This is a genomic window from Burkholderia sp. HI4860 (assembly GCF_002223045.2).
Taxonomy (GTDB): Bacteria; Pseudomonadota; Gammaproteobacteria; order Burkholderiales; family Burkholderiaceae; genus Burkholderia.
This window is the reverse complement of the sequence record NZ_NKFO02000001.1, coordinates 3153849-3172015: the sequence shown is the minus strand read 5'-3', so window position 1 is coordinate 3172015 and position 18167 is coordinate 3153849. Positions and strand designations below refer to the sequence as shown.

Sequence of the window (18167 nt, the reverse complement as noted above, 5' to 3'; positions counted from 1 at the left end):
AGGTGCGCCCGCTCACACTCGATCATCTGGCGCGCAAGCGTTACTCGAACGTTTCGAGCGCGAGCAATTCGCCGATCGTCTGCCGGCGGCGGATCAGCCGCGGTGCGCCGCGATCGACGAGCACTTCCGGCGCGAGCGGCCGGCTGTTGTAGTTCGATGACATCGACGCGCCGTATGCGCCTGCATCGTGCAGGAACAGCAGGTCGCCGATCTGCGGCTGCGCCAGCTTGCGGTGCGTGACCACGCCGCCCGCGTCCTGCGTGAACACGTCGCCCGATTCGCACAGCGGCCCGGCGATCGCGAGATCGACGAGCGGCCGGCCGGCGGGCAGCGCGCCGTCATGCGTGTGCACCGATACCGCGTGGTAGCTGCCGTACATCGACGGGCGCATCAGGTCGTTGAAGCCCGCGTCGATCAGCACGAAATCGTGCTTCGGCCGGCGGTTGACGGCCTGCACTTCGGTGACGAGCGTGCCGGCTTCGGCGACGAGGAAGCGGCCCGGCTCGATCTCGATGCGCACCGGGTGGCCGAGGTGACGCTCGATCCGCTTGCGCGCGGCGTCCCACTGGCTGAAATAGTGATCGACGTCGACGCGCGGCTCGCCGTCGCGATACGGGATCGACAGGCCGCCGCCGGCCGAGATCGCGTCGATGTCATGGCCGAGCGACGTGACGAGGTCGACCATCGCATCGCACACCTGCGACAGGTGGCCGTAGTCGACGCCCGAGCCGATGTGCATGTGGATGCCGACGAGCTTCAGCCCGTACTGGCGCACGATCTCGATCGCGCGCGGCACGTCGTCGATCCAGATGCCGTGCTTGCTCTGCGGGCCGCCGGTGTTGGTCTTGTTGCTGTGGCCGTGGCCGAAACCGGGGTTGACGCGCAGCCACACGCGGTGGCCGGGCGCATGCTCGCCGATGCGCGCGAGCATGTCGAGCGAACCGGCATTCACGGTCACGCCGTGCTTCAGCACGGCCGCGAGCGTCGGTCGGTCGATCAGGTCGGCCGTGAACACGACGCCTTCCGGCTCGCCTGCCGGGCTGAAGCCGGCCGCGAGACTGCGCTCGATCTCGCCGAGCGACACGGCATCGACGCACGCGCCTTCCTCGCGCATCAGCTTCAGGATATGGACGTTCGAGTTCGCCTTCTGCGCGTAGCGGATCACGTCGAACTGGCGCAGTTGGGCGATGCGGTCGCGGATGACGTCGGCGTCGTACACCCACAGCGGGGTGCCGTATTGCTGCGCGAGCGTCGCGAGCTGGCGGGAATCGAGGGACATGGCAGATGAATCGGGGCGAATGAATGGATAACGGCCATGATGCACCTGATCGTCTATCCAGTAAAATGCCTGTTTATCGACATTCGATTCATATTTGATATAGCAGATCATGCTCACGCACCGCCATATCGAGGTCTTTCGCGCGCTGATGGTCACCGGCAGCACGACGCGCGCGGCCGAGATGCTCTATACGTCGCAACCGACGATCAGCCGCGAGCTTGCGCGCATGGAGCAGGTCGTCGGCTTCGCGCTGTTCGAGCGCGCGCACGGCCGGCTGCGGCCGACGATGGCCGCGCTCACGCTGTTCGACGACGTGCGGCTCGCGTATGTGGGGCTTGAACGTGTCGCGGCAACCGCCGCGCGCCTGCGCGAGTTTCGTGACGGTCAACTGTCGGTGATCGCGTTGCCGGCGTTCTCGCACGCGATCCTGCCCGGTGCGTGCCGGCGTTTCAGCGAGCAGCACGCTGGCGTCAGCGTGTCGGTGGCGACGCAGGAATCGCCGGTGCTAGAAGAGTGGCTGACCGCGCAGCGTTACGACCTCGGGCTGACCGAGCGCGACGTCGCGCCGGCCGGCACCGTGCTCACGCCACTGCTCGAAGTCGACGAAGTGTGCGTGCTGCCTGACGGCCATCCGCTGCTCGCGCATGACGCGATCGATCTGCCGGATCTCGCGGATCGCCCGTTCGTGAGCCTGTCGCTGAACGATCCGTACCGCATCCTGATCGACGAAGCGTTCGCGCAACTCGGCGTGGCGCCGCGCTCGGTCGTCGAAACACCGTCGGCCGTGTCGGTGTGTGCGTTCGTGCGGCAGGGGCTCGGTGCGGCGATCGTCAATCCGCTGACCGCGCTCGATTTCGTCGGGCGCGACCTGCACGTGCGGCCGCTCACGCGATCCTTTCCGTACCGGGTCAGCGTGATCGTGCCCGAGCACCGGCCGAAGAGCCTGCTCGTCGATGCGTTTACCAATGCGTTGCGCGGCGAGGCGAAGGCGATTCGCCGCCGGTTGGCCACGCTCCTCGGCTGAAGCGGCCGTATGATCGTGTTTCGCCGCCATCGCCACCACTTTCCGGAATCCTTCATGACCGACGCTTCTGCTTCCCTCGAACCACCGATCCTCACCGGCGAACACGTCGAGCTGAGGCCGCTCGATTCATCCGACCGGCAGGCGCTGCTGGACGCGGCTGCCGATGGCCAGCTGTGGAACCTGAAGGTCACGGTCGTGCCGGGCCCGGAGACGATCGACGCGTATATCGACACCGCATTGCAAGGGCGTTCGGCCGGCACTGTCATGCCGTTCGCGATCGTCGATCGCGCATCGGGCCGCGTGATCGGCAGCACGCGTTTCTGGAAGATCGATCGCAAGAACCGCAAGCTTGAGATCGGCCATACGTGGCTGAGCGAATCGGCGCAGCGCACGCGCGCGAATACCGAAGCGAAATGGTTGCTGCTGGGCTATGCGTTCGACGTGCTGCACTGCGTGCGCGTGCAGTTCACGACCGACGAGCTGAACGAGAAATCGCGCGCGGCGATCCTGCGGCTCGGTGCGAAGCAGGAAGGGATCGTGCGGCACGAGCGGATCATGCCGGACGGCCGCAAGCGCAATTCGGTGCGCTTCAGCATCATCGACGACGAATGGCCGGAAGTGCGTGCGCGGCTGCTGGCGAAGCTGGCGACGTAACGGGTCACGCGTGAAGCGTCGGGTTTGACGTGCGTCGCGCCGCCGGAAGGGGAGGCGACGCGACGACAGGGGAAGCAGTGCGCCGCGCGTGATGCGCGGCGCTGCGGCGCGTTACTGCGCCGATGCGAGGTGGTGGCGTTCCGCGAGCTTCTGCGCGTCCGCGTAGTGCTTCTGCAGGATCGGCAGCGACTGGCGTGCGACTTCCTTCAGCTTGGTGTCGCGGCCCGACGCGATTTCGGCCTGGAATGCCGAGATGGCCTTCTGCTGGCCGGCGAGCGCGACCTGCTCGATATACGCCTTGTCGAACTCGGCGCCGCGCAGGTTCTTGATGCTGCCCAGCACGGCCGTATCGGGATCGTTGGCCGGCACGTCGACGCCGCGCGGGCTGGCCGCGCGCATCGCCTGGATGATCTTTTCATCGTCGGTCGACACGCGTTGCGCGAACGCCTTGACCTGGCTGTCCGACGTGCGCGAATCGGCGATGCGTGCCGCGTCGTGCTGCGTCGACACGGTCTTCGTGCCGTCGGTGATGAAGGCCTGGTCGGCTTCGTGGATACGCGTCGCGGCGGCGGCCGGCGCGTTCGGTGCGGCCGGTGCCGGTTGTGCGGTTTGCGCGGTCGCCGTTACGGCGACGAGAAGCAGGCCAGCGGCAGACAAAGCAAGGCGCGAGAGTTGGGGAAAGCGGTTCATGGGACCTCCTTTCGATCGGGGCTCTGGTTGAAAAACGGATCACGTGATCCGTCGCTGTGCGAGAGACCGGGCGCGCCCGGGCCGGATTCGACCGCCGCTCTGCCGCGGCGCCGGTCGAAGCGTTTCCCGGCCCGACTGATTCTAGGAGAGCGATCCGGTAGCAGGTGCAACCGCGCTGTGGTTTGTGTAACGGTTGGTAAGACGAATCGATGAGCCAGCACGCCGACAGGTAGTGCGTACCTGTTGCGTGTGCGTCGGCGGCAATTTTTGCGCGCATGACGCGTGCGGGATGCACGGGGGTGTCATCCGCGTTTCATCGTCGTGCGGCTGTGTCGTGCGATGACGTGCGCATCGCGCGATGGGGCGAACTGGATGCGCGCAGCGCACGCATGCATCACACGCGATCGAGCAATGCGTCGAGACGCGGCAGCAACGGTGTCGCGCAATGCGCCTGCAACGCGTCCGGGGCGGTGTAGCCCCACGCGACGCCTTGGAATGCGATGCGCGCGCGTCGTGCCGCGTCGGCGTCGCGGATTTCATCGCCGACGTACAGCACTTCGTCGCTGCGCACGCCGGCCTCATGAACGAGCGCGCGCAGGCGACGCGCCTTGCCGAACAGCGGAATGCCGCATGCGAAGTGCTCGACGCGGCTGCTGGCGTGCGGGCCGAGCCGGTCACGCACGATCGCCTCGGTATTCGACGTGGCGATCGCGATGCGGATGCCGCGCGCGGCGAGCGCGTCGAACGTTTCGCCGACGCCGGGGAACAGCGCCACTTGCGCGACACGCGGCTGCATCAGGCGGCGCATGTCGATCGTCACGCGCGGCACTTTCCACATCGGCACGTCGAGCGCGCGAATGATGTCGCGCGCCGACATGCCGCGCAGCGCCGGGCGCAGCTCGGGCGTGGCGTCGCGAAAGCCGTGCAGGCGCGACGCTTCCGACAGCGCCGCGAGAAAGCTGTCGAGCGAATCGGCGAGCGTGCCGTCGAAGTCGAATGCGATGAGGCGGTAGGGCATGAGGCGGCGTGGCGAACTTGTTGGGCAGGCGACATTGTCACCGAATCTGCTGAAAGCCGATCTCGTCGTCGCCGCGCGCGACGACCGATGCGACCGGACGGCCGGTGCGGACGAGCGACATCCGAGAGAAAGCCCGGTATGCTGTCCGGCACCTGCAATGACGGTTTCCCGATGCCCATTCGTTTCCGGATCGATCACATGACAATCACTCGTGCACGTCTTGCAATGTGGATGCTGGGTGCAGCGTTGACGTTGGCAGCCGCGACGCAGGTATCTGCCGCACCGGAAAAGCGCTGCGGATGGCTTGAGAATCCGTCGCCGGCCAACTGGTGGCTGAATGACAAGGACGGCACCTGGACACTGTTGACGATGGGCAACGAGCCGGTGCCGGGCCTCGACACGATGCCCGACATGTCGACGAAGGGCTGGGTCGTCACCAACGCCGGCGGGCATGGCTACGGTTGCGCATGCCTCGACCTCGAAATCGACCCGCGCACGCGCGAGGTGACGCGGATAGTCGCAGCGCGGCCGCTGCCGTTGAAGCGTTGCAAGGCAGATCGCACGTTGCGGGCGCCATGACCCGTGGGGCGATGCTATTCGTAGTGGTAACGGCAGGACACGATGCTGATCTGCAAGTCGTCAGCCTCGTAGACCAGACGGTTCGTGTCGTCGATACGGCGCGACCAGAAGCCGGAGAGATTGGCCTTTAACGGTTCGGGCTTTCCGATTCCTTCGAACGGCGTTCGCTGGGCTTCGCGAATGAGCTGGTTGATACGCTTGAGCGTCTTGCGATCCTGCCCCTGCCAGTAGACATAGTCGTCCCACGCGTCGGAAGTAAAGAGCACGCGGCGTACGCTCATTCGTCATCCGCCGCGAGCTTGCGCTCCTTTGCCTTGCCCTTGCGTAGTTGCGCGATCGAGCGCTCGAGATGGGCGACGTTGGCCGGCGAGCGCAGCAAGTGCACCGTCTCCATCAGGCTGTCGTAGTAGTCCTGCGACATGATGACGGCGTTCGGCGCATCGCGGCGCGTGATGAGCGTCACGTCCGCGTCGTCGACGACCTGGTCGATAACGGTCTTCAGATTGCCACGGGCATCCGAAAAATGAATCGTGCGCATGATTGCCTCACTTGTACATATAACCGTACAAGTTTAGCACAGTCGAGAGAGGTGTACGGTTTGCTGTACAAGTCTACCCACCCCAGTTTCGTAACACACCAGAAACGTCCGGAATGAGCCTGCGTGCCGTCTGGCCGAGGCGACAAGTGCCGCCGCTTGTAGCTCGCCCCGCCGCGCGGTATCGTCAGCGTCTCGCCTTCCGCCATCGCGACCGGAGACCGACGTGCCCGCTGCCACCCCCGCCACCCCCGCCACGCTGAGATTTTCCACCGACAAACGCGAACTCGACGTCGACGCGATCTTCGACTTCCTGCACCGCGACGCGTACTGGTCGCAGGGCATTCCGCGCGACGTGGTCGAGCGGGCGATCGAGGGCTCGCTGTGTTTCGGCGCCTACGTGGGCGACCGGCTCGTCGGGTTCGCGCGGCTCGTGACCGATCACGCGACGTTCGCGTACCTGTGCGACGTGTTCGTGCTGCCGGCCGAGCGCGGTAACGGCTACGGCCGCGCGCTGATCGACCACGTGTTTGCACAGGAGGTGGTGCAGGGGCTGCGCCGCATCATGCTCGTGACGTCCGATGCGCACGAGTTGTACCGGCCGGTCGGCTTCGAGCCATGCGCGAATCCCGAGCGCGTGATGGAGATCCGCCGCCCGGACATCTACGCGAAACGCTGACGCGCCGCGCAGCGCATACAATACGCGCTTTCCGTTTTTGCCGAAGAGAAGCCCATCATGACCGAACAGGAAGCCGAACAGCTCGCGACGCATCGCCATTACAAGGGTGGCCTGTACCGCTACATCGGCGTTGCCCGTCATTCCGAAACCGAGGAATCGGTGGTCGTGTACGAACACCTGTGGCCGCATGCGCGCGGGCTGTGGGTCCGGCCGGAAGCGATGTTCAACGGGAACCTCGAAGACGGCACCCCGCGTTTTCGCAAGCTGCGCGACTGATTGACGGCCGGCACGTAGACGTCCGCGCCGCCGTCGTGCCAGCCGGCTGCGTGGGCGTCTAAGCGCCGGCCAGCGCCTTCACCAGCTCCGGCGGGGCCTGCTGCCCGACCGTGACTTCCGGCGTGCCGTGCCACGCCGCGAGCTTCCTCACCGCCTTCGCGACATCGGCTGCGAGCCCCGTGCCGAACCGCACGCCTGGCTCGACATGCACCGCCTTCAGTTCGAACGTGCCGAGCGTGCGATGCGCCTTCGCGTCGATGCGCCCGACCAGCCGCCCGCGATGCAGCACCGGCAGGCAGAAATAGCCGTAACGCCGCTTGTGCCCTGGCGTATAGCATTCGATCGTGTAGTCGAAACCGAATAGCGTCGACGCACGCCGCCGGTCCCATACCACCGGATCGAACGGCGACAGCAGCGTCGTGACCGTCGAGCGCAGCGTGTCGGCCTGCGCGGCCGGCAGCAACGCTTCGAGCGAGCGATGCACGTAGGCCGGCTCCTTCCAGTCGTCGATCGCCACCGGAATCAGGTCGCCCGCGCCGGCGAGCTGCTCGAGCTCCGCGCGGTAGGAGCGGCGCGGCAGCCGATAGTAGTCGGCCACCCAGTCCGCGCGCACGACGCCGAGCGCCCGGCACGTGTAGTCGAGCAGCGCGGGCAGCACGGCGCTGCGCGGCGGCAGGTCGCGCGTATCGTCCCAGTCGGGCAGCACGCGCTCGCGCACGTCGTACACGCGCTGGAAATTGCGGCGTTCCGACACCATCAGGTCGCCCGTCGTGAACAGCACTTCCAGGTGGCGCTTCTCGGGCTTGCGATCCCACCAGCCGTTGCCTTTCACACCATCCTCTCGGGCAAAATCGGCCGACCGTACCGGGCCCTCCGCGCGAATCCGCGCGAGCAGCCGGTCGATCTCGGGACGATTCTGCTCATGCCACTCGGCCGCGTATTTCCAGCCCATTCCCGACGGATCGAGCATCTTGTAGCGCATCAGGCCGAACTGCTCGACCGGCAGGAAGCACGCTTCGTGCGACCAGTATTCGAACAGGCGCGCCTCGGCGAGATGTTCGTCGAGCCACTGCGGCGCGAAATCGCCGAGACGGCTGAACAGCACGAGATACGGGCTGCGCGCGACGACGTGAATGGTGTCGATCTGCAGCTGCGCCATCCGGCGGATCGTGTCGAGCACGTCGGCTTTGGTTGCCTTGCGGCGGGGCGGCGTCAGCAGGCCTTGCGCGGCGAGATGCAGCGCGCGGGCGGCGGCGGTCGAGAGCGTAAGCATCGGAAGGGCGGCCGGGAGTGATGGTCGGGAACCACTTTAGCGCGAAAGCGGCGCACGCGTGCGACGTGCCGATGCACCGTGTCTGACAATGCTTGACAGATGCGTTGCGCAAGTTTCCCTATAGTGCAGTTCATGGCGCAACGATAAACACGCGCAACGCTTTTGCTTCCGACGCACATATGTCCATGGCACGCAGGAAGCGAATCCGGGATTCTCAACCCCCATCGGGAGACCCGGAGCCCTGAGCGGACATCCATGCGGCTGTGCACCGGCCCCGTGTGGATGTCCGCTGATTTTTTTGTATTTGCCGGTTTGCTTCGCGGGCGGTTTTTCCTTTTCTTTTGCCCGTTCCGTCCCTCTCGTGATTTCCCGCCCGTCTGCCTGGTGGCTATTGCCGCTTGCCGCGCGCGACTTCGTCGCCGGCGCCGGGCGGCAGCCGCCGCGTGATCGGAATCGACGCGAACGAGCACAGCCCGACCACGAGAAACGCGGGCCAGAAATCCGACCACATCATCTTCTGATGGCCCTGCAGCCAGTGCGAAATGTGCAGCACGAGGCCGGCGACCGTCACGCCGAGGCCGAGCGACATCTGCTGCACGACGCTGCCGAGGCTCGTCGCGCGGCCCGCGTCGCGCGGGGAGATGTCCGCGTAGATCATCGAGTTCAGGCTTGTGAACTGCAGCGCCGGGAAGATCCCGCCGACGAGCACGATCAGCCAGATCGCCCAGGTCGCCATGCCGGGATGGAACACGCCGTACGCGGCGATCGCGAGCCCCGCGAAGGCCGCGTTGTAGATCAGCACCGTGCGGAAGCCGAAGCGGCGCAGCGTATGGGTGGCCGTCGAGCGGCTCATCGCGCCGCCGAACGCGGACGCGCACGTGATGAGCCCCGAATGGAACGCGCTCATGCCGAGCCCTTCCTGCAGCGCGAGCGGCAGCAGGAACGGCACCGCGCCGAGGCCGATACGGAACAGCGACCCGCCGACGACGCTCGCGTGATACGTGGGGATCTTGAGGAAGCTGAGGTCGAGCACCGGGCGCTCCTTGCGGCGCGCGTACGGTACGTACAGCGCGAGCAGGACGGTGCCGGCCACGCACATGACGAGCGCGTTCGAGCGTGACGTGAGCGCGCCGTCGATCAGCGTGAGGCCCATCAGCAGCAGCGCGGCGCCGCTGGCCGACAGCAGGAAGCCGAACCAGTCGAGCGGGCCCGGATCGGGCTCGCGCGTGTTCGCGATGTGCTTGCTGGCGAGGTAGATCCCGTAGATGCCGATCGGCACGTTGATGAAGAAGATCATCCGCCAGTGCAGGTAGGTCGTGATGAAGCCGCCGACGAGCGGCCCGACCGTAGGCCCGAACAGCGCGGGAATCGCGAGGTAGTTCATCGCGCGCACGAGATCCGAGCGCGGCACGGCGCGGAAGATGATGATGCGGCCGACGGGCACCATCATCGCGCCGCCCACGCCCTGGATGAAGCGCGCGAACGTGAGCACGCCGAGGGAATTGGAGGCCGCGCACATCAGCGAGCCGACGACGAAGATGCCGATCGCGGTGCGGAATACGGAACGTGCGCTGAAGCGGTCGGCCAGCCAGCCGCAGATCGGGATGAACACGCCGAGCCCGACCACATAGGCCGTGATCGCAATGTTCAACGTGACGGGGCTGTGCCCGAAGTCCCTCGCCATCGCGGGGAGGGCGGTGACGATGATGTTCGCGTCGACGCTTTCCATGAACAACGCACAGGCAACGATGAGCGGTGCTAGAAAGACGGGCGACATGGGCTGGGCGCGCGGTAAAGACGCCATTATGCCCACAATGTGACCGTTGAGTCACGTACGACAACAGTTGTTCCGCATGTTGCAACAGTCGTCCTGGTTGGCGGCGGCATGGAAAGAACGACTGCATGACGCTGCCGCGCGCGCTGGGGCTGCGCGATGCGCCGCGCTCGACGCGCGTGCGTGGCGGGCCATGTCCGGTGATCTGTATCCGCGCGAGTTGCACGAATCGAAACTTGCTTGATCCGCACGTTTCGTGCGACAGTCGGATCCACTCGCATCACCAAACGACGCGCATCGATCGAGGGCCATCGAGACGAGCGCGCGCGCGAACGAGACCTCGTGCCGACCCACTCACCATCGAAAGGAGGGGACACGTCATGACGTCACGTCGTGCCGCATCGATCGCATCGCGCTTCTCGAGTCGCTTCTCAGGCCGCTTCTCAGGTCGCTTCTCAGCCCGACTCTCACCGCCTCTCGCGCCACCCGCGCCGCGTCTTCGCTGGGCTGCCGCGCTGGCCGTCGCGTATCTCGCCGTTGCCGGCTGCGCCGCCCAGGCCGACAACGCGAACCAGGCCGCCGCGCAGGCAACTACCCAGTCGGCCCCGCCGGCTACGGCCGCGATTGCTATCCCCGCGTCGGGCACGCTGCTGCCGCCGCCGAGCCAGCTCTACGGCGACCTGTTCGTCGCGGTGCAGACCGCGCAGATCTATCCCGACCAGAAGACCTTCGTCGACGCGACGCCCGACGGCGATCCGGCGACGATCGTGCAGTTGTATCAGCAACAGAAATCGCAGCCGGGCTTCTCGCTGAAGGCGTTCGTCGCGCAGCATTTCACGCCGCCCCCGGAAGGCGGCGTGACGCCGCCGCCGAACCAGACGCTGCGCCAGCACATCGACTGGCTGTGGCCGCAGCTCACGCGCACGAGCACGACGGTGCCGCCGTACAGTTCGCTGATCCCGCTGCCGAAGCCGTATGTCGTGCCCGGCGGCCGCTTCCGCGAAGGCTACTACTGGGACACCTATTTCACGATGCTGGGGCTGCAGGTGTCCGGGCGCGAGGATCTCGTCGACAACATGCTCGACAACTTCGCCCATCTGATCGACACGATCGGGCACATCCCGAACGGCAACCGCACGTACTACGCGAGCCGCTCGCAGCCGCCGTTCTTCGCGTACATGGTCACGCTCGCCGCGCAGGCCGAAGGCGACAAGGTCTACCAGAAATACCTGCCGGAACTGCGCAAGGAGCATGCGTACTGGATGCAGGGCGAAGCCACGACGCCGCGCGGGCAGGCCACGCGCCATGTGGTCGCGATGCCCGACGGCGCGGTACTGAACCGCTACTGGGACGCGAGCGATACGCCGCGCGACGAGTCGTATCTCGAGGACGTGACGACCGCGAAGTCGGTGCCGGGGCGTCCGGCGAACGAGGTCTACCGCGACCTGCGCGCGGGCGCCGAAAGCGGCTGGGACTACAGCTCGCGCTGGTTCGGCGACGGCAAGACGCTCGCGACGATCCGCACGACGTCGATCGTGCCGGTCGACCTGAACAGCCTGATGTTCCATCTCGAGACGACGATCGTGAAGGGCTGCGCGATCACGCGCGACGTGGCGTGCGTGACCGATTTTTCCGCGCGCGCGGCGCGGCGGGCGGCCGCGATCAACCGCTATCTGTGGAACCGCCGCGGCTACTACGGCGACTACGACTGGCAACAGCGCAAGCCGCGCGACGCGGTGACGGCCGCTGCGTTGTATCCGTTGTTCGCGGGCGTGGCGTGGCCCGAGCGCGCGAAGGCGACCGCGCGCGAGGTGCGCAAGACGCTGCTGCAGCCGGGCGGCCTCGCGACGACCACCGAGAACACCGGGCAGCAGTGGGATGCGCCGAACGGCTGGGCGCCGTTGCAGTGGATCGCGATCGACGGGCTGCGCCGCTATGGCGAACCGGCGCTTGCGAAGGACATCGGCACGCGTTTCCTGTCCGACGTGAAGCATGTGTATGCGACCGAAGGCAAGCTCGTCGAGAAGTACGTGGTCGAAGGCGCCGGCACGGGCGGCGGCGGGGGCGGTGAATATCCGCTGCAGGACGGCTTCGGCTGGACCAACGGCGTCACGCTGAAACTGCTCGGGCTGTACGGCGAGTGACGCGCGGCGAGGGCCGCGCGCGGGTATTGCAGGAGAACGCACGGGCCGGATTGTCGCGCAAGCGGCCGTCCGGCCCGTGTTTGCTTCGGGCCTGCTTTAGAACGTGATCGTCGTGCGCACGCCTACGACCGTTTCGTCGCCGATGCGCGCGCCGGCCGCGTTCGGGTTCGGGATGCCGCCGCCCGGACGGAAGAAGTGCTGCAGGTCGGCCTGCAGCTGCCACCACGGCGTGACCTGGTACTGGTACGTCGCTTCGACGACCGTCTCCGCGCGGCGCACCGGATAGCCGGGCGTCGTGTAGACGCCGGTGTCGCCGTCGAGGCCGCGCGCATGCGAGCCGATCTTCGCGTAGCCGACCGCGATGCCCGCGACGTCGTTGTCGCGTCCCTTGAACGGCGCCTTGAGCGTCACGCCTGCGTTCGCCGCGAAATCGACGGTATTGCGGTCGCCCGGCGCACCCATCACGCGCGCGAACACGTTGACCGAGCGCGGGCTGTCGGCCGACGGCCGCCATACCATCTGGTCCGCGACCGCGTAGAACGAGTAGTTGCCGCGATGGGTCGCGGCAATGCCGTTGCTGGCGGGATCCGCGAGCGACAGGCCATCGGTGCCGTAGCGCGGGTCGTTCGCATGCTGCGACTGATACCAGAAGCCGAGCTTGTACGTGCCCGGCAGGCCGGCCGGTTGCGGCGCCTTCGGATCCGCGGGCGGCGCGTTCAGCGCGTACTGCACTTCGCCGATCACGAATGCGCCGCTGCGCAGGTTGAAGTTGGTGCCGTGCGCGTTCAGCACCTGCGCATCGCCGTCGCTGCGGCCGGCCGGGTTGCCGTCGAACACGCCGACCATCGCGGTCCACGCATCGGACGGCTTCACGCGCAGCCGCACGCCGAGCGACGACAGCGGGTACGCGGGGCCGCCGGCCGGCAGGTCGGTCGACGGCAGCACGGGCCAGCCGAACGTGGCGTTCATGAACGTCGCCGCGTTCTGGCTCACCATGAATTCCTGGTCGACGCTCTGCTGGCCGACCTTCACGTCGACCTTGCCGTCGAGCAGCGACTGCTGGTACCAGAGTTCCCACAGGCGCGTGGTCGAATTCGCCTCGATGCCGGTCGCGGTCTGCAGCGTCTGCAGATAGCGCTGCGTGAGGTTGGTGCCGTGAATCTGCAGCGCCGACACGTTGAACGTGCCGCCCGGCAGGCCGACCGCCTTGCCCGTGTCGACGTTGAAACCGAATTGCGTGAGCCCCTGGTACGCGCCGCCGCGATGCGTGCCGCCCGACGTGTTGTACAGGTACTCGCTGGTTTCCTGCAGGCTTAGCGTGATGCCGTGATCGCCGAGCACGTCGCGCAGGCCGCCCATGTTGCCGAGCAGGTTCGAGCGCTCCCAGAAGCCGGTGGGGGCGGGCGCGGCAGCATCGGCGGCCTGTTGTGCGGGCGCGGCGGCGTCGCTGGCGCCGGCCGCCGGTTCGGCCGCGGCCGGTGACGACGCTTGCGCGAACGCGGACGTGGCGGCGAGCGACAGCAGCAGCGTGGCGAGCGCATTGACGCGGAGCTTGCGCGGGACGGGTTCGAGGTAGTTCTTCATGTGGGTTCCGTTGGCGGTTTGATTAGTTAGGCTGAAGAAACGAAAACGTGTTGCGGGAAGCGTGGCGAGACGAGACGGTCGCGCGGCGGCCCCTGGCGCGTGGCGCTGCCGCACGCCCGCGGGGCTTACGGCAGCCAGCCGCCGATGCGGCCCACCTGCGCGAAGCCGAGGCGCGGCGCGGCCGAGCACAGCAGCGCGACGAGGGCGACCGCGGCGGCCATCACGGCGACCAGCAGGCAGTCGAGCGGGCGGGGCGCCGCCGGCACGTGGGCGAGCGCCGTGCCGCGCCAGTTGCTGAACGCGTGGGCGAGCGGCGACAGGCCGGAGACGAATGAGCGGTCGCATGCGACATGCACGATGCGCTTGAGTCTGACCGCGAACGATTGAAAAAACATGACGCTGCCTCCGTCGTGTCCGGCTCGGGCCGGACGACGTGGTCGAGCGCGGGCGCATGACGCGGCCTGCGATCGGAGGGTGGAACGTAACGGAGCGTGCAACGGACGAACCGGCGATGACCGGCTCGGGAGGAAGCGCGCTAACCCGACGAATGCGAGCTAGCGGCGAAAGACATGCGTCTGGCTGCTATCTCGCGATGGCTTGGCCGGCCTGGACCGGCATCGAACTGCAACTAGAGCATGTGTCCACGGAGGGACTCCCTTGATGAATTGCGGCGGATTGTATTCGCGTCGTTTGCTGCAGCGCAAGTAAAAAACGCATAAAAAATGGCGCACGTTGCGCGGGCACTTCGGCGGCCCGTTCCGGCACGGGGCGGGCAACGGATCGGCAACGAAGGCGCGCGACCGGACGCGCCGCCGCGTTGTTCATACGCATCGCCCCCCGGCTGCACCGCATGCCCTGAAAGGTTGCGCCACGTGTTTTCAAGGGCAATTCTTTCAGTGCCGCGGCGCGCGAAATTTATTTCGAGAAATGGGGTTTCGAGGGGTTGACTTCACTTTCGGGCCGTCCATAGAATCCGCCATCTTCACTCTTGGGGCCGCCGCCTTGGACGCCTGCAGTAGTCGATCTTCGAACGAAATTTCCGCCTGAGCGACCGACGTCCGCGCCTCATCGAAGCCGCCGTTTGTCTCCCAGGCAAACGGTGCGCGCAGCAGTATTCCGCAGTAACCCCCTACGTGCACCCTGATTCGCGCCGGTTAGCGTGATGCGTTTTCGCATGCGCCCGCCGGTTTCACCGCCGCCCGGCAGGCGGCCGTGTTCGCGCACGCCTTTTCAGGCATCGCGAATGCCGGCCCGCCCGCCTGACGGCGGTCAACCGTGTTCTCCGGAACACCGCACAGGAGCCGCCATGAACGACAGTGACAGTTGTCCCTTATGCCCGTTGCACGCACAGACCCTTTTGAACCCGGGTCGCAGGGACAATCCGGCCGACTAGCCTGACACGTCGTTCAGGCCCCGGACTGGCCCCGCGCCCCACACGCGGCCGGCAGCCTGCCGTCGCCGCACGGAGCCAGATCATGAACTTCGGCCTTCTGCTGTCGAATCTCCCGCACGTCACCGAATCGCGCAACCACTACGAAGCGATGCTGACGCTCGACGCCCGTCCGCGGGTGTTCGCCCGCCTGTTGAACCAGCTGAAATCGTTGATCCACTGAAGCAGGAAGTACCGAGCGCGCCTCGGCATGCGCACGCACGGCCGCCATCGCGCGGCCGCCCCGCGCGTATTCCAAGGTCACACGCTCTTCAGATAACCCTTAGCCGTACGGAATAAATCATGTCCACGCCATCCAACGTTTCTCCACCGATCGCCGCCGAACGCAGCGCCGTGCTCGACGAAGCCCACCTGGGCGATATCCGCGGCGCGCTCGGCACGATCGCACGCCACGACACCGGTGCACGCGGCACGTGGTGGGCGCGTCTGCGCACGCTGCTTGCGATCATCGGCCCGGGCCTCATCGTGATGGTCGGCGACAACGACGCCGGCGCATTCGGCACCTATACGCAGGCCGGCCAGAACTACGGCACGACGCTGCTGTGGACGCTGCTGCTGCTCGTGCCCGTGCTGTACGTGAACCAGGAAATGGTGCTGCGCCTCGGCGCGGTCACGGGCGTCGGCCACGCCCGCCTGATCTTCGAGCGCTTCGGCAAGTTCTGGGGCGCGTTCAGCGTGATCGACCTGTTCCTGCTCAATGCGCTCACCATCGTCACCGAGTTCATCGGCATCACGTTCGTGCTGGATTTCTTCGGGTTGCCGAAGGTGGCCGGCGTGTGCGTGGCCGCGGCGTTGACCATGGCCGCGGTGAGTACGGGCGACTTCAGGCGCTTCGAGCGGTTCGCGATCGGGCTGTGCCTGCTGAGCCTGCTGCTCGTGCCGGTGCTCGTGGCGATCCATCCGCCGGTCGGGCAGATCACGCGCGATTTCTTCATCCCGAACTGGCCCGCGCATTCGAAGCTGTCGGACGTGATGCTGCTCGTGATCGGCATCGTCGGTACGACCGTCGCACCCTGGCAGCTGTTCTTCCAGCAGAGCTACGTGATCGACAAGCGCATCACCCCGCGCTTCATGAAGTATGAAAAGGCGGACCTGTGGATCGGCATCGCCTTCGTACTGGTTGGCGCAGTCGCGATGATCGCGTTCTCGGCCCAGCTGTTCTCGGGCCATCCGGAATTCGGCAACTTCACCGACGCCGGCGGCATCATCGCGGGCCTCGAGAAGTATTCGGGCCGCACGAGCGCGACGCTGTTCGCCGTCGCGCTGCTCGACGCGTGCATCATCGGCGCGGCGGCCGTCTCGCTGTCGACCGCCTACGCGATCGGCGACGTGTTCAAGATCCGTCACTCGCTGCACCGCAACGTGTCGGACGCGAAGGGCTTCTATCTCGTCTACTTCGGCATCGTCGCGGCCGCCGCTGCGCTGGTGCTGATCCCGGGCAGCCCGCTGGGCCTGCTGACGGAAGCCGTGCAGACGCTCGCGGGCGTGCTGCTGCCGAGCGCCACCGTATTCCTGCTGCTGCTCTGCAACGACAAGCAGGTGCTCGGCCCGTGGATCAACTCGACGAAGCTCAACGTGTTCACCGGCGCGGTGATCTGGGTGCTCGTGATGCTGTCGATCATCCTGACCGCATCGGTGATGTATCCGGACATCAGCGGTGAAGCGATCCTCGACGTGCTGGTGGGCGGCAGCGTGCTCGCGATCGTCGGCTATCTCGCGACGGTGCTGATCCGCCGCAACAAGCGTGTCGTCGAACCGGGTGTCGACCGTTCGCAGCGCGACACGTGGCGCATGCCGCCGCTCGAGACGCTCGAGCCGCAGAAGATGACGATGACGACGCGCGTGTGGATGGCCGTGCTGCGCGGCTATCTCGTGATCGCGGTCGGTCTGGTGATCGTCAAGGTAGTGCAGATGACGCTGCTGAAGTAACGCAGGTCGTCTTCCAGGAAGCGGCGCCGGACCCGGCACCGCGCCGCAACCCGTACATGCCGGCCCGCGAGGCCGGCATGTGCGTTTACGCGTCCGTTTGTGACAGGCCGCGCACGCCGCGCGATCGTCAGATCAGCTCGAGCTTCGACGTCAGGTACGTGAGCTGGATCCGGTTCGCGACGCCGAAGCGCTTGCGCAGCTTGCGCAGGTGATAGTCGACGTTGTGTGCGCTCGTGTCGAGGCGCCGGCCGATCTCCTTGTCGGAGGCGCCTTCGGCGATGCCGAGCAGCAGTTCCTGCTCGAACGGCGTGAGCCCGTTCACCGCACGTTCGCGCGACGTCGAGATCAGTTGCGGCGACGCGAACTTGTGCACCGACAGCCCGATCGACAGCGCCTGCTCGATCGTCGCCGGCGTGATCCATTCGCGCGTGCGGCGCGGCGCGGTGAAGCTCATGAACGCATGCAGCCGCGTACCGGGCACGGCCATCGAATACATGATGCCGCTGCACATCCCGTCGTCCTGCATCGTCTGCAGGAAGCCGTCGAGCGCGGCCGGCGTCGCGCGCGGGCCGGCGTCGCGCTCGCGGTGTTCGCGGCGCAACTGCTGCAGGTCCCACACGATCGGCATGTTGCACACGCGCGCGCCGAGCGTGCGCGGGTCGATGTCGTGATGGCTGTGCCGCACGTAGTCGCCGCGATAGGTGGCCGGCGTGAAGGCTTCGTGCAGGTAGAGACTTTCGACGCGCTCATGCGCGAATTCGAGCGCGAAGTACGCGAACGTCGAGAAGCCCGTCAGGTGCAGCAGGCTCGCGACGATGCGGCTGCGTTCGGCCGTGCTCTGCGCGTGCGCGAGCGTATCGGCGACGCCGAGCTTCGGCGCGTGCGGCTGCGTGAGCTCGGCGCGCTTCACGTCGTCGCACCAGACGACCTGCACGGGGCGCTCCCGCAGCACGTCCGGGCACGCGTTCAACCCGTGCATCGGGCGGGGAAAGGTTGGGGCGACCGCTTCTTCATGCAATGCAATATCGGACATGTGCCATCCCTCGGAATCGACGCGCATCGCCTGGCGGCGGCCGTATCGTGTACGGCGTTCGTGGCGGTGCGATCGAGCATCGTGTGATATGCGCCGATCGTCATCCCTGACGAAACGCGGGGGCATTGTACAAAAATGCCTGTGTATGCGTAATATGCCGTAATACTAATGGCGGCGGAAGATTCCTATTCGCACGCCGATAACGAAGACCAGACAATCCAAAAAGAAAAGACCAGATCGTGACGG

The 18167-nt window shown here is 66.6% G+C and carries 18 protein-coding genes; 8 read left to right on the top strand and 10 right to left on the bottom strand.

Going from position 1 to position 18167, the window contains the following annotated elements:
• Nucleotides 1–40 precede the first annotated feature (40 nt).
• Nucleotides 41–1279: a diaminopimelate decarboxylase gene (gene lysA, locus CFB34_RS14110; RefSeq protein ID WP_089441958.1), complete on the bottom strand. Its 1239-nt coding sequence runs from the start codon at nucleotides 1277–1279 to the stop codon at nucleotides 41–43.
• Nucleotides 1280–1388: 109 nt separating this feature from the next.
• Between lysA and CFB34_RS14105 the strand changes: the two genes are divergently transcribed.
• Nucleotides 1389–2303, top strand: a complete 915-nt coding sequence (locus CFB34_RS14105) for a LysR family transcriptional regulator (protein WP_089441959.1) — start codon at nucleotides 1389–1391, stop codon at nucleotides 2301–2303.
• A 54-nt stretch (nucleotides 2304–2357) separates the two neighbouring features.
• Nucleotides 2358–2957 (top strand): GNAT family protein, encoded by a 600-nt coding sequence (locus CFB34_RS14100; protein ID WP_089427035.1) that lies wholly within the window; start codon nucleotides 2358–2360, stop codon nucleotides 2955–2957.
• 111 nt (nucleotides 2958–3068) lie between these two features.
• Here the strand turns inward: CFB34_RS14100 and CFB34_RS14095 are convergent, their stop codons facing one another.
• Nucleotides 3069–3647 carry a DUF4142 domain-containing protein gene (locus CFB34_RS14095; protein ID WP_089441960.1) on the bottom strand — a complete coding sequence of 193 codons (579 nt, stop codon included), beginning with the start codon at nucleotides 3645–3647 and terminating at the stop codon, nucleotides 3069–3071.
• Between the two features lie 394 nt (nucleotides 3648–4041).
• Nucleotides 4042–4665: an HAD hydrolase-like protein gene (locus tag CFB34_RS14090; protein WP_089441961.1), complete on the bottom strand. Its 624-nt coding sequence runs from the start codon at nucleotides 4663–4665 to the stop codon at nucleotides 4042–4044.
• A gap of 138 nt (nucleotides 4666–4803) precedes the next feature.
• Here CFB34_RS14090 and CFB34_RS14085 point away from each other — a divergent pair, with 138 nt between their 5' ends.
• Nucleotides 4804–5244, top strand: coding sequence for a DUF4087 domain-containing protein (locus CFB34_RS14085; RefSeq protein ID WP_179243747.1), 441 nt, complete (start codon nucleotides 4804–4806; stop codon nucleotides 5242–5244).
• Between the two features lie 14 nt (nucleotides 5245–5258).
• On the opposite strand, the gene CFB34_RS14080 is transcribed toward CFB34_RS14085, so the two are convergent.
• Both CFB34_RS14080 and CFB34_RS14075 read right to left on the bottom strand, forming a co-directional pair.
• Nucleotides 5259–5525 carry a Txe/YoeB family addiction module toxin gene (locus tag CFB34_RS14080; RefSeq protein ID WP_011354451.1) on the bottom strand — a complete coding sequence of 89 codons (267 nt, stop codon included), beginning with the start codon at nucleotides 5523–5525 and terminating at the stop codon, nucleotides 5259–5261.
• The gene (locus CFB34_RS14075; RefSeq protein ID WP_089441963.1) at nucleotides 5522–5782 is read right to left on the bottom strand and encodes a type II toxin-antitoxin system prevent-host-death family antitoxin; all 261 of its coding nucleotides are present in this window, start codon (nucleotides 5780–5782) and stop codon (nucleotides 5522–5524) included. The genes CFB34_RS14080 and CFB34_RS14075 overlap by 4 nt, the downstream gene beginning before the upstream one ends.
• 223 nt (nucleotides 5783–6005) lie before the next feature.
• Here CFB34_RS14075 and CFB34_RS14070 point away from each other — a divergent pair, with 223 nt between their 5' ends.
• Both CFB34_RS14070 and CFB34_RS14065 read left to right on the top strand, forming a co-directional pair.
• The gene (locus CFB34_RS14070) at nucleotides 6006–6458 is read left to right on the top strand and encodes a GNAT family N-acetyltransferase (protein ID WP_089441964.1); all 453 of its coding nucleotides are present in this window, start codon (nucleotides 6006–6008) and stop codon (nucleotides 6456–6458) included.
• A 57-nt stretch (nucleotides 6459–6515) separates the two neighbouring features.
• Entirely contained in the window at nucleotides 6516–6734 is a 219-nt protein-coding gene (locus tag CFB34_RS14065; protein ID WP_006480837.1) for a DUF1653 domain-containing protein, read from the top strand.
• 58 nt (nucleotides 6735–6792) lie between these two features.
• On the opposite strand, the gene CFB34_RS14060 is transcribed toward CFB34_RS14065, so the two are convergent.
• Together CFB34_RS14060 and CFB34_RS14055 are read right to left on the bottom strand one after the other, a co-directional pair.
• Nucleotides 6793–8007, bottom strand: coding sequence for a crosslink repair DNA glycosylase YcaQ family protein (locus CFB34_RS14060; protein ID WP_089441965.1), 1215 nt, complete (start codon nucleotides 8005–8007; stop codon nucleotides 6793–6795).
• Nucleotides 8008–8395: 388 nt separating this feature from the next.
• Nucleotides 8396–9784, bottom strand: a complete 1389-nt coding sequence (locus CFB34_RS14055) for an MFS transporter (protein ID WP_089441966.1) — start codon at nucleotides 9782–9784, stop codon at nucleotides 8396–8398.
• Between the two features lie 377 nt (nucleotides 9785–10161).
• On the opposite strand from CFB34_RS14055, the gene treA reads away from it, so the two are divergent.
• On the top strand, nucleotides 10162–11925 hold the full coding sequence (gene treA / locus CFB34_RS14050) for an alpha,alpha-trehalase TreA (RefSeq protein WP_089441967.1): 1764 nt from the start codon (nucleotides 10162–10164) through the stop codon (nucleotides 11923–11925).
• A 96-nt stretch (nucleotides 11926–12021) separates the two neighbouring features.
• Here the strand turns inward: treA and CFB34_RS14045 are convergent, their stop codons facing one another.
• Entirely contained in the window at nucleotides 12022–13509 is a 1488-nt protein-coding gene (locus CFB34_RS14045) for a carbohydrate porin (protein WP_089441968.1), read from the bottom strand.
• A gap of 125 nt (nucleotides 13510–13634) precedes the next feature.
• Complete coding sequence (locus tag CFB34_RS14040) at nucleotides 13635–13904, bottom strand: hypothetical protein (RefSeq protein ID WP_089432988.1); 270 nt, start codon at nucleotides 13902–13904, stop codon at nucleotides 13635–13637.
• A 1080-nt stretch (nucleotides 13905–14984) separates the two neighbouring features.
• Between CFB34_RS14040 and CFB34_RS14035 the strand changes: the two genes are divergently transcribed.
• Together CFB34_RS14035 and CFB34_RS14030 are read left to right on the top strand one after the other, a co-directional pair.
• Nucleotides 14985–15122: a hypothetical protein gene (locus CFB34_RS14035; RefSeq protein ID WP_179243746.1), complete on the top strand. Its 138-nt coding sequence runs from the start codon at nucleotides 14985–14987 to the stop codon at nucleotides 15120–15122.
• A 119-nt stretch (nucleotides 15123–15241) separates the two neighbouring features.
• A complete protein-coding gene (locus CFB34_RS14030; protein ID WP_089441969.1) occupies nucleotides 15242–16888 on the top strand; it encodes an NRAMP family divalent metal transporter in 1647 nt (548 codons plus the stop codon).
• Between the two features lie 127 nt (nucleotides 16889–17015).
• Here the strand turns inward: CFB34_RS14030 and CFB34_RS14025 are convergent, their stop codons facing one another.
• A complete protein-coding gene (locus CFB34_RS14025; RefSeq protein WP_089442224.1) occupies nucleotides 17016–17921 on the bottom strand; it encodes a LuxR family transcriptional regulator in 906 nt (301 codons plus the stop codon).
• Nucleotides 17922–18167: the final 246 nt, after the last annotated feature.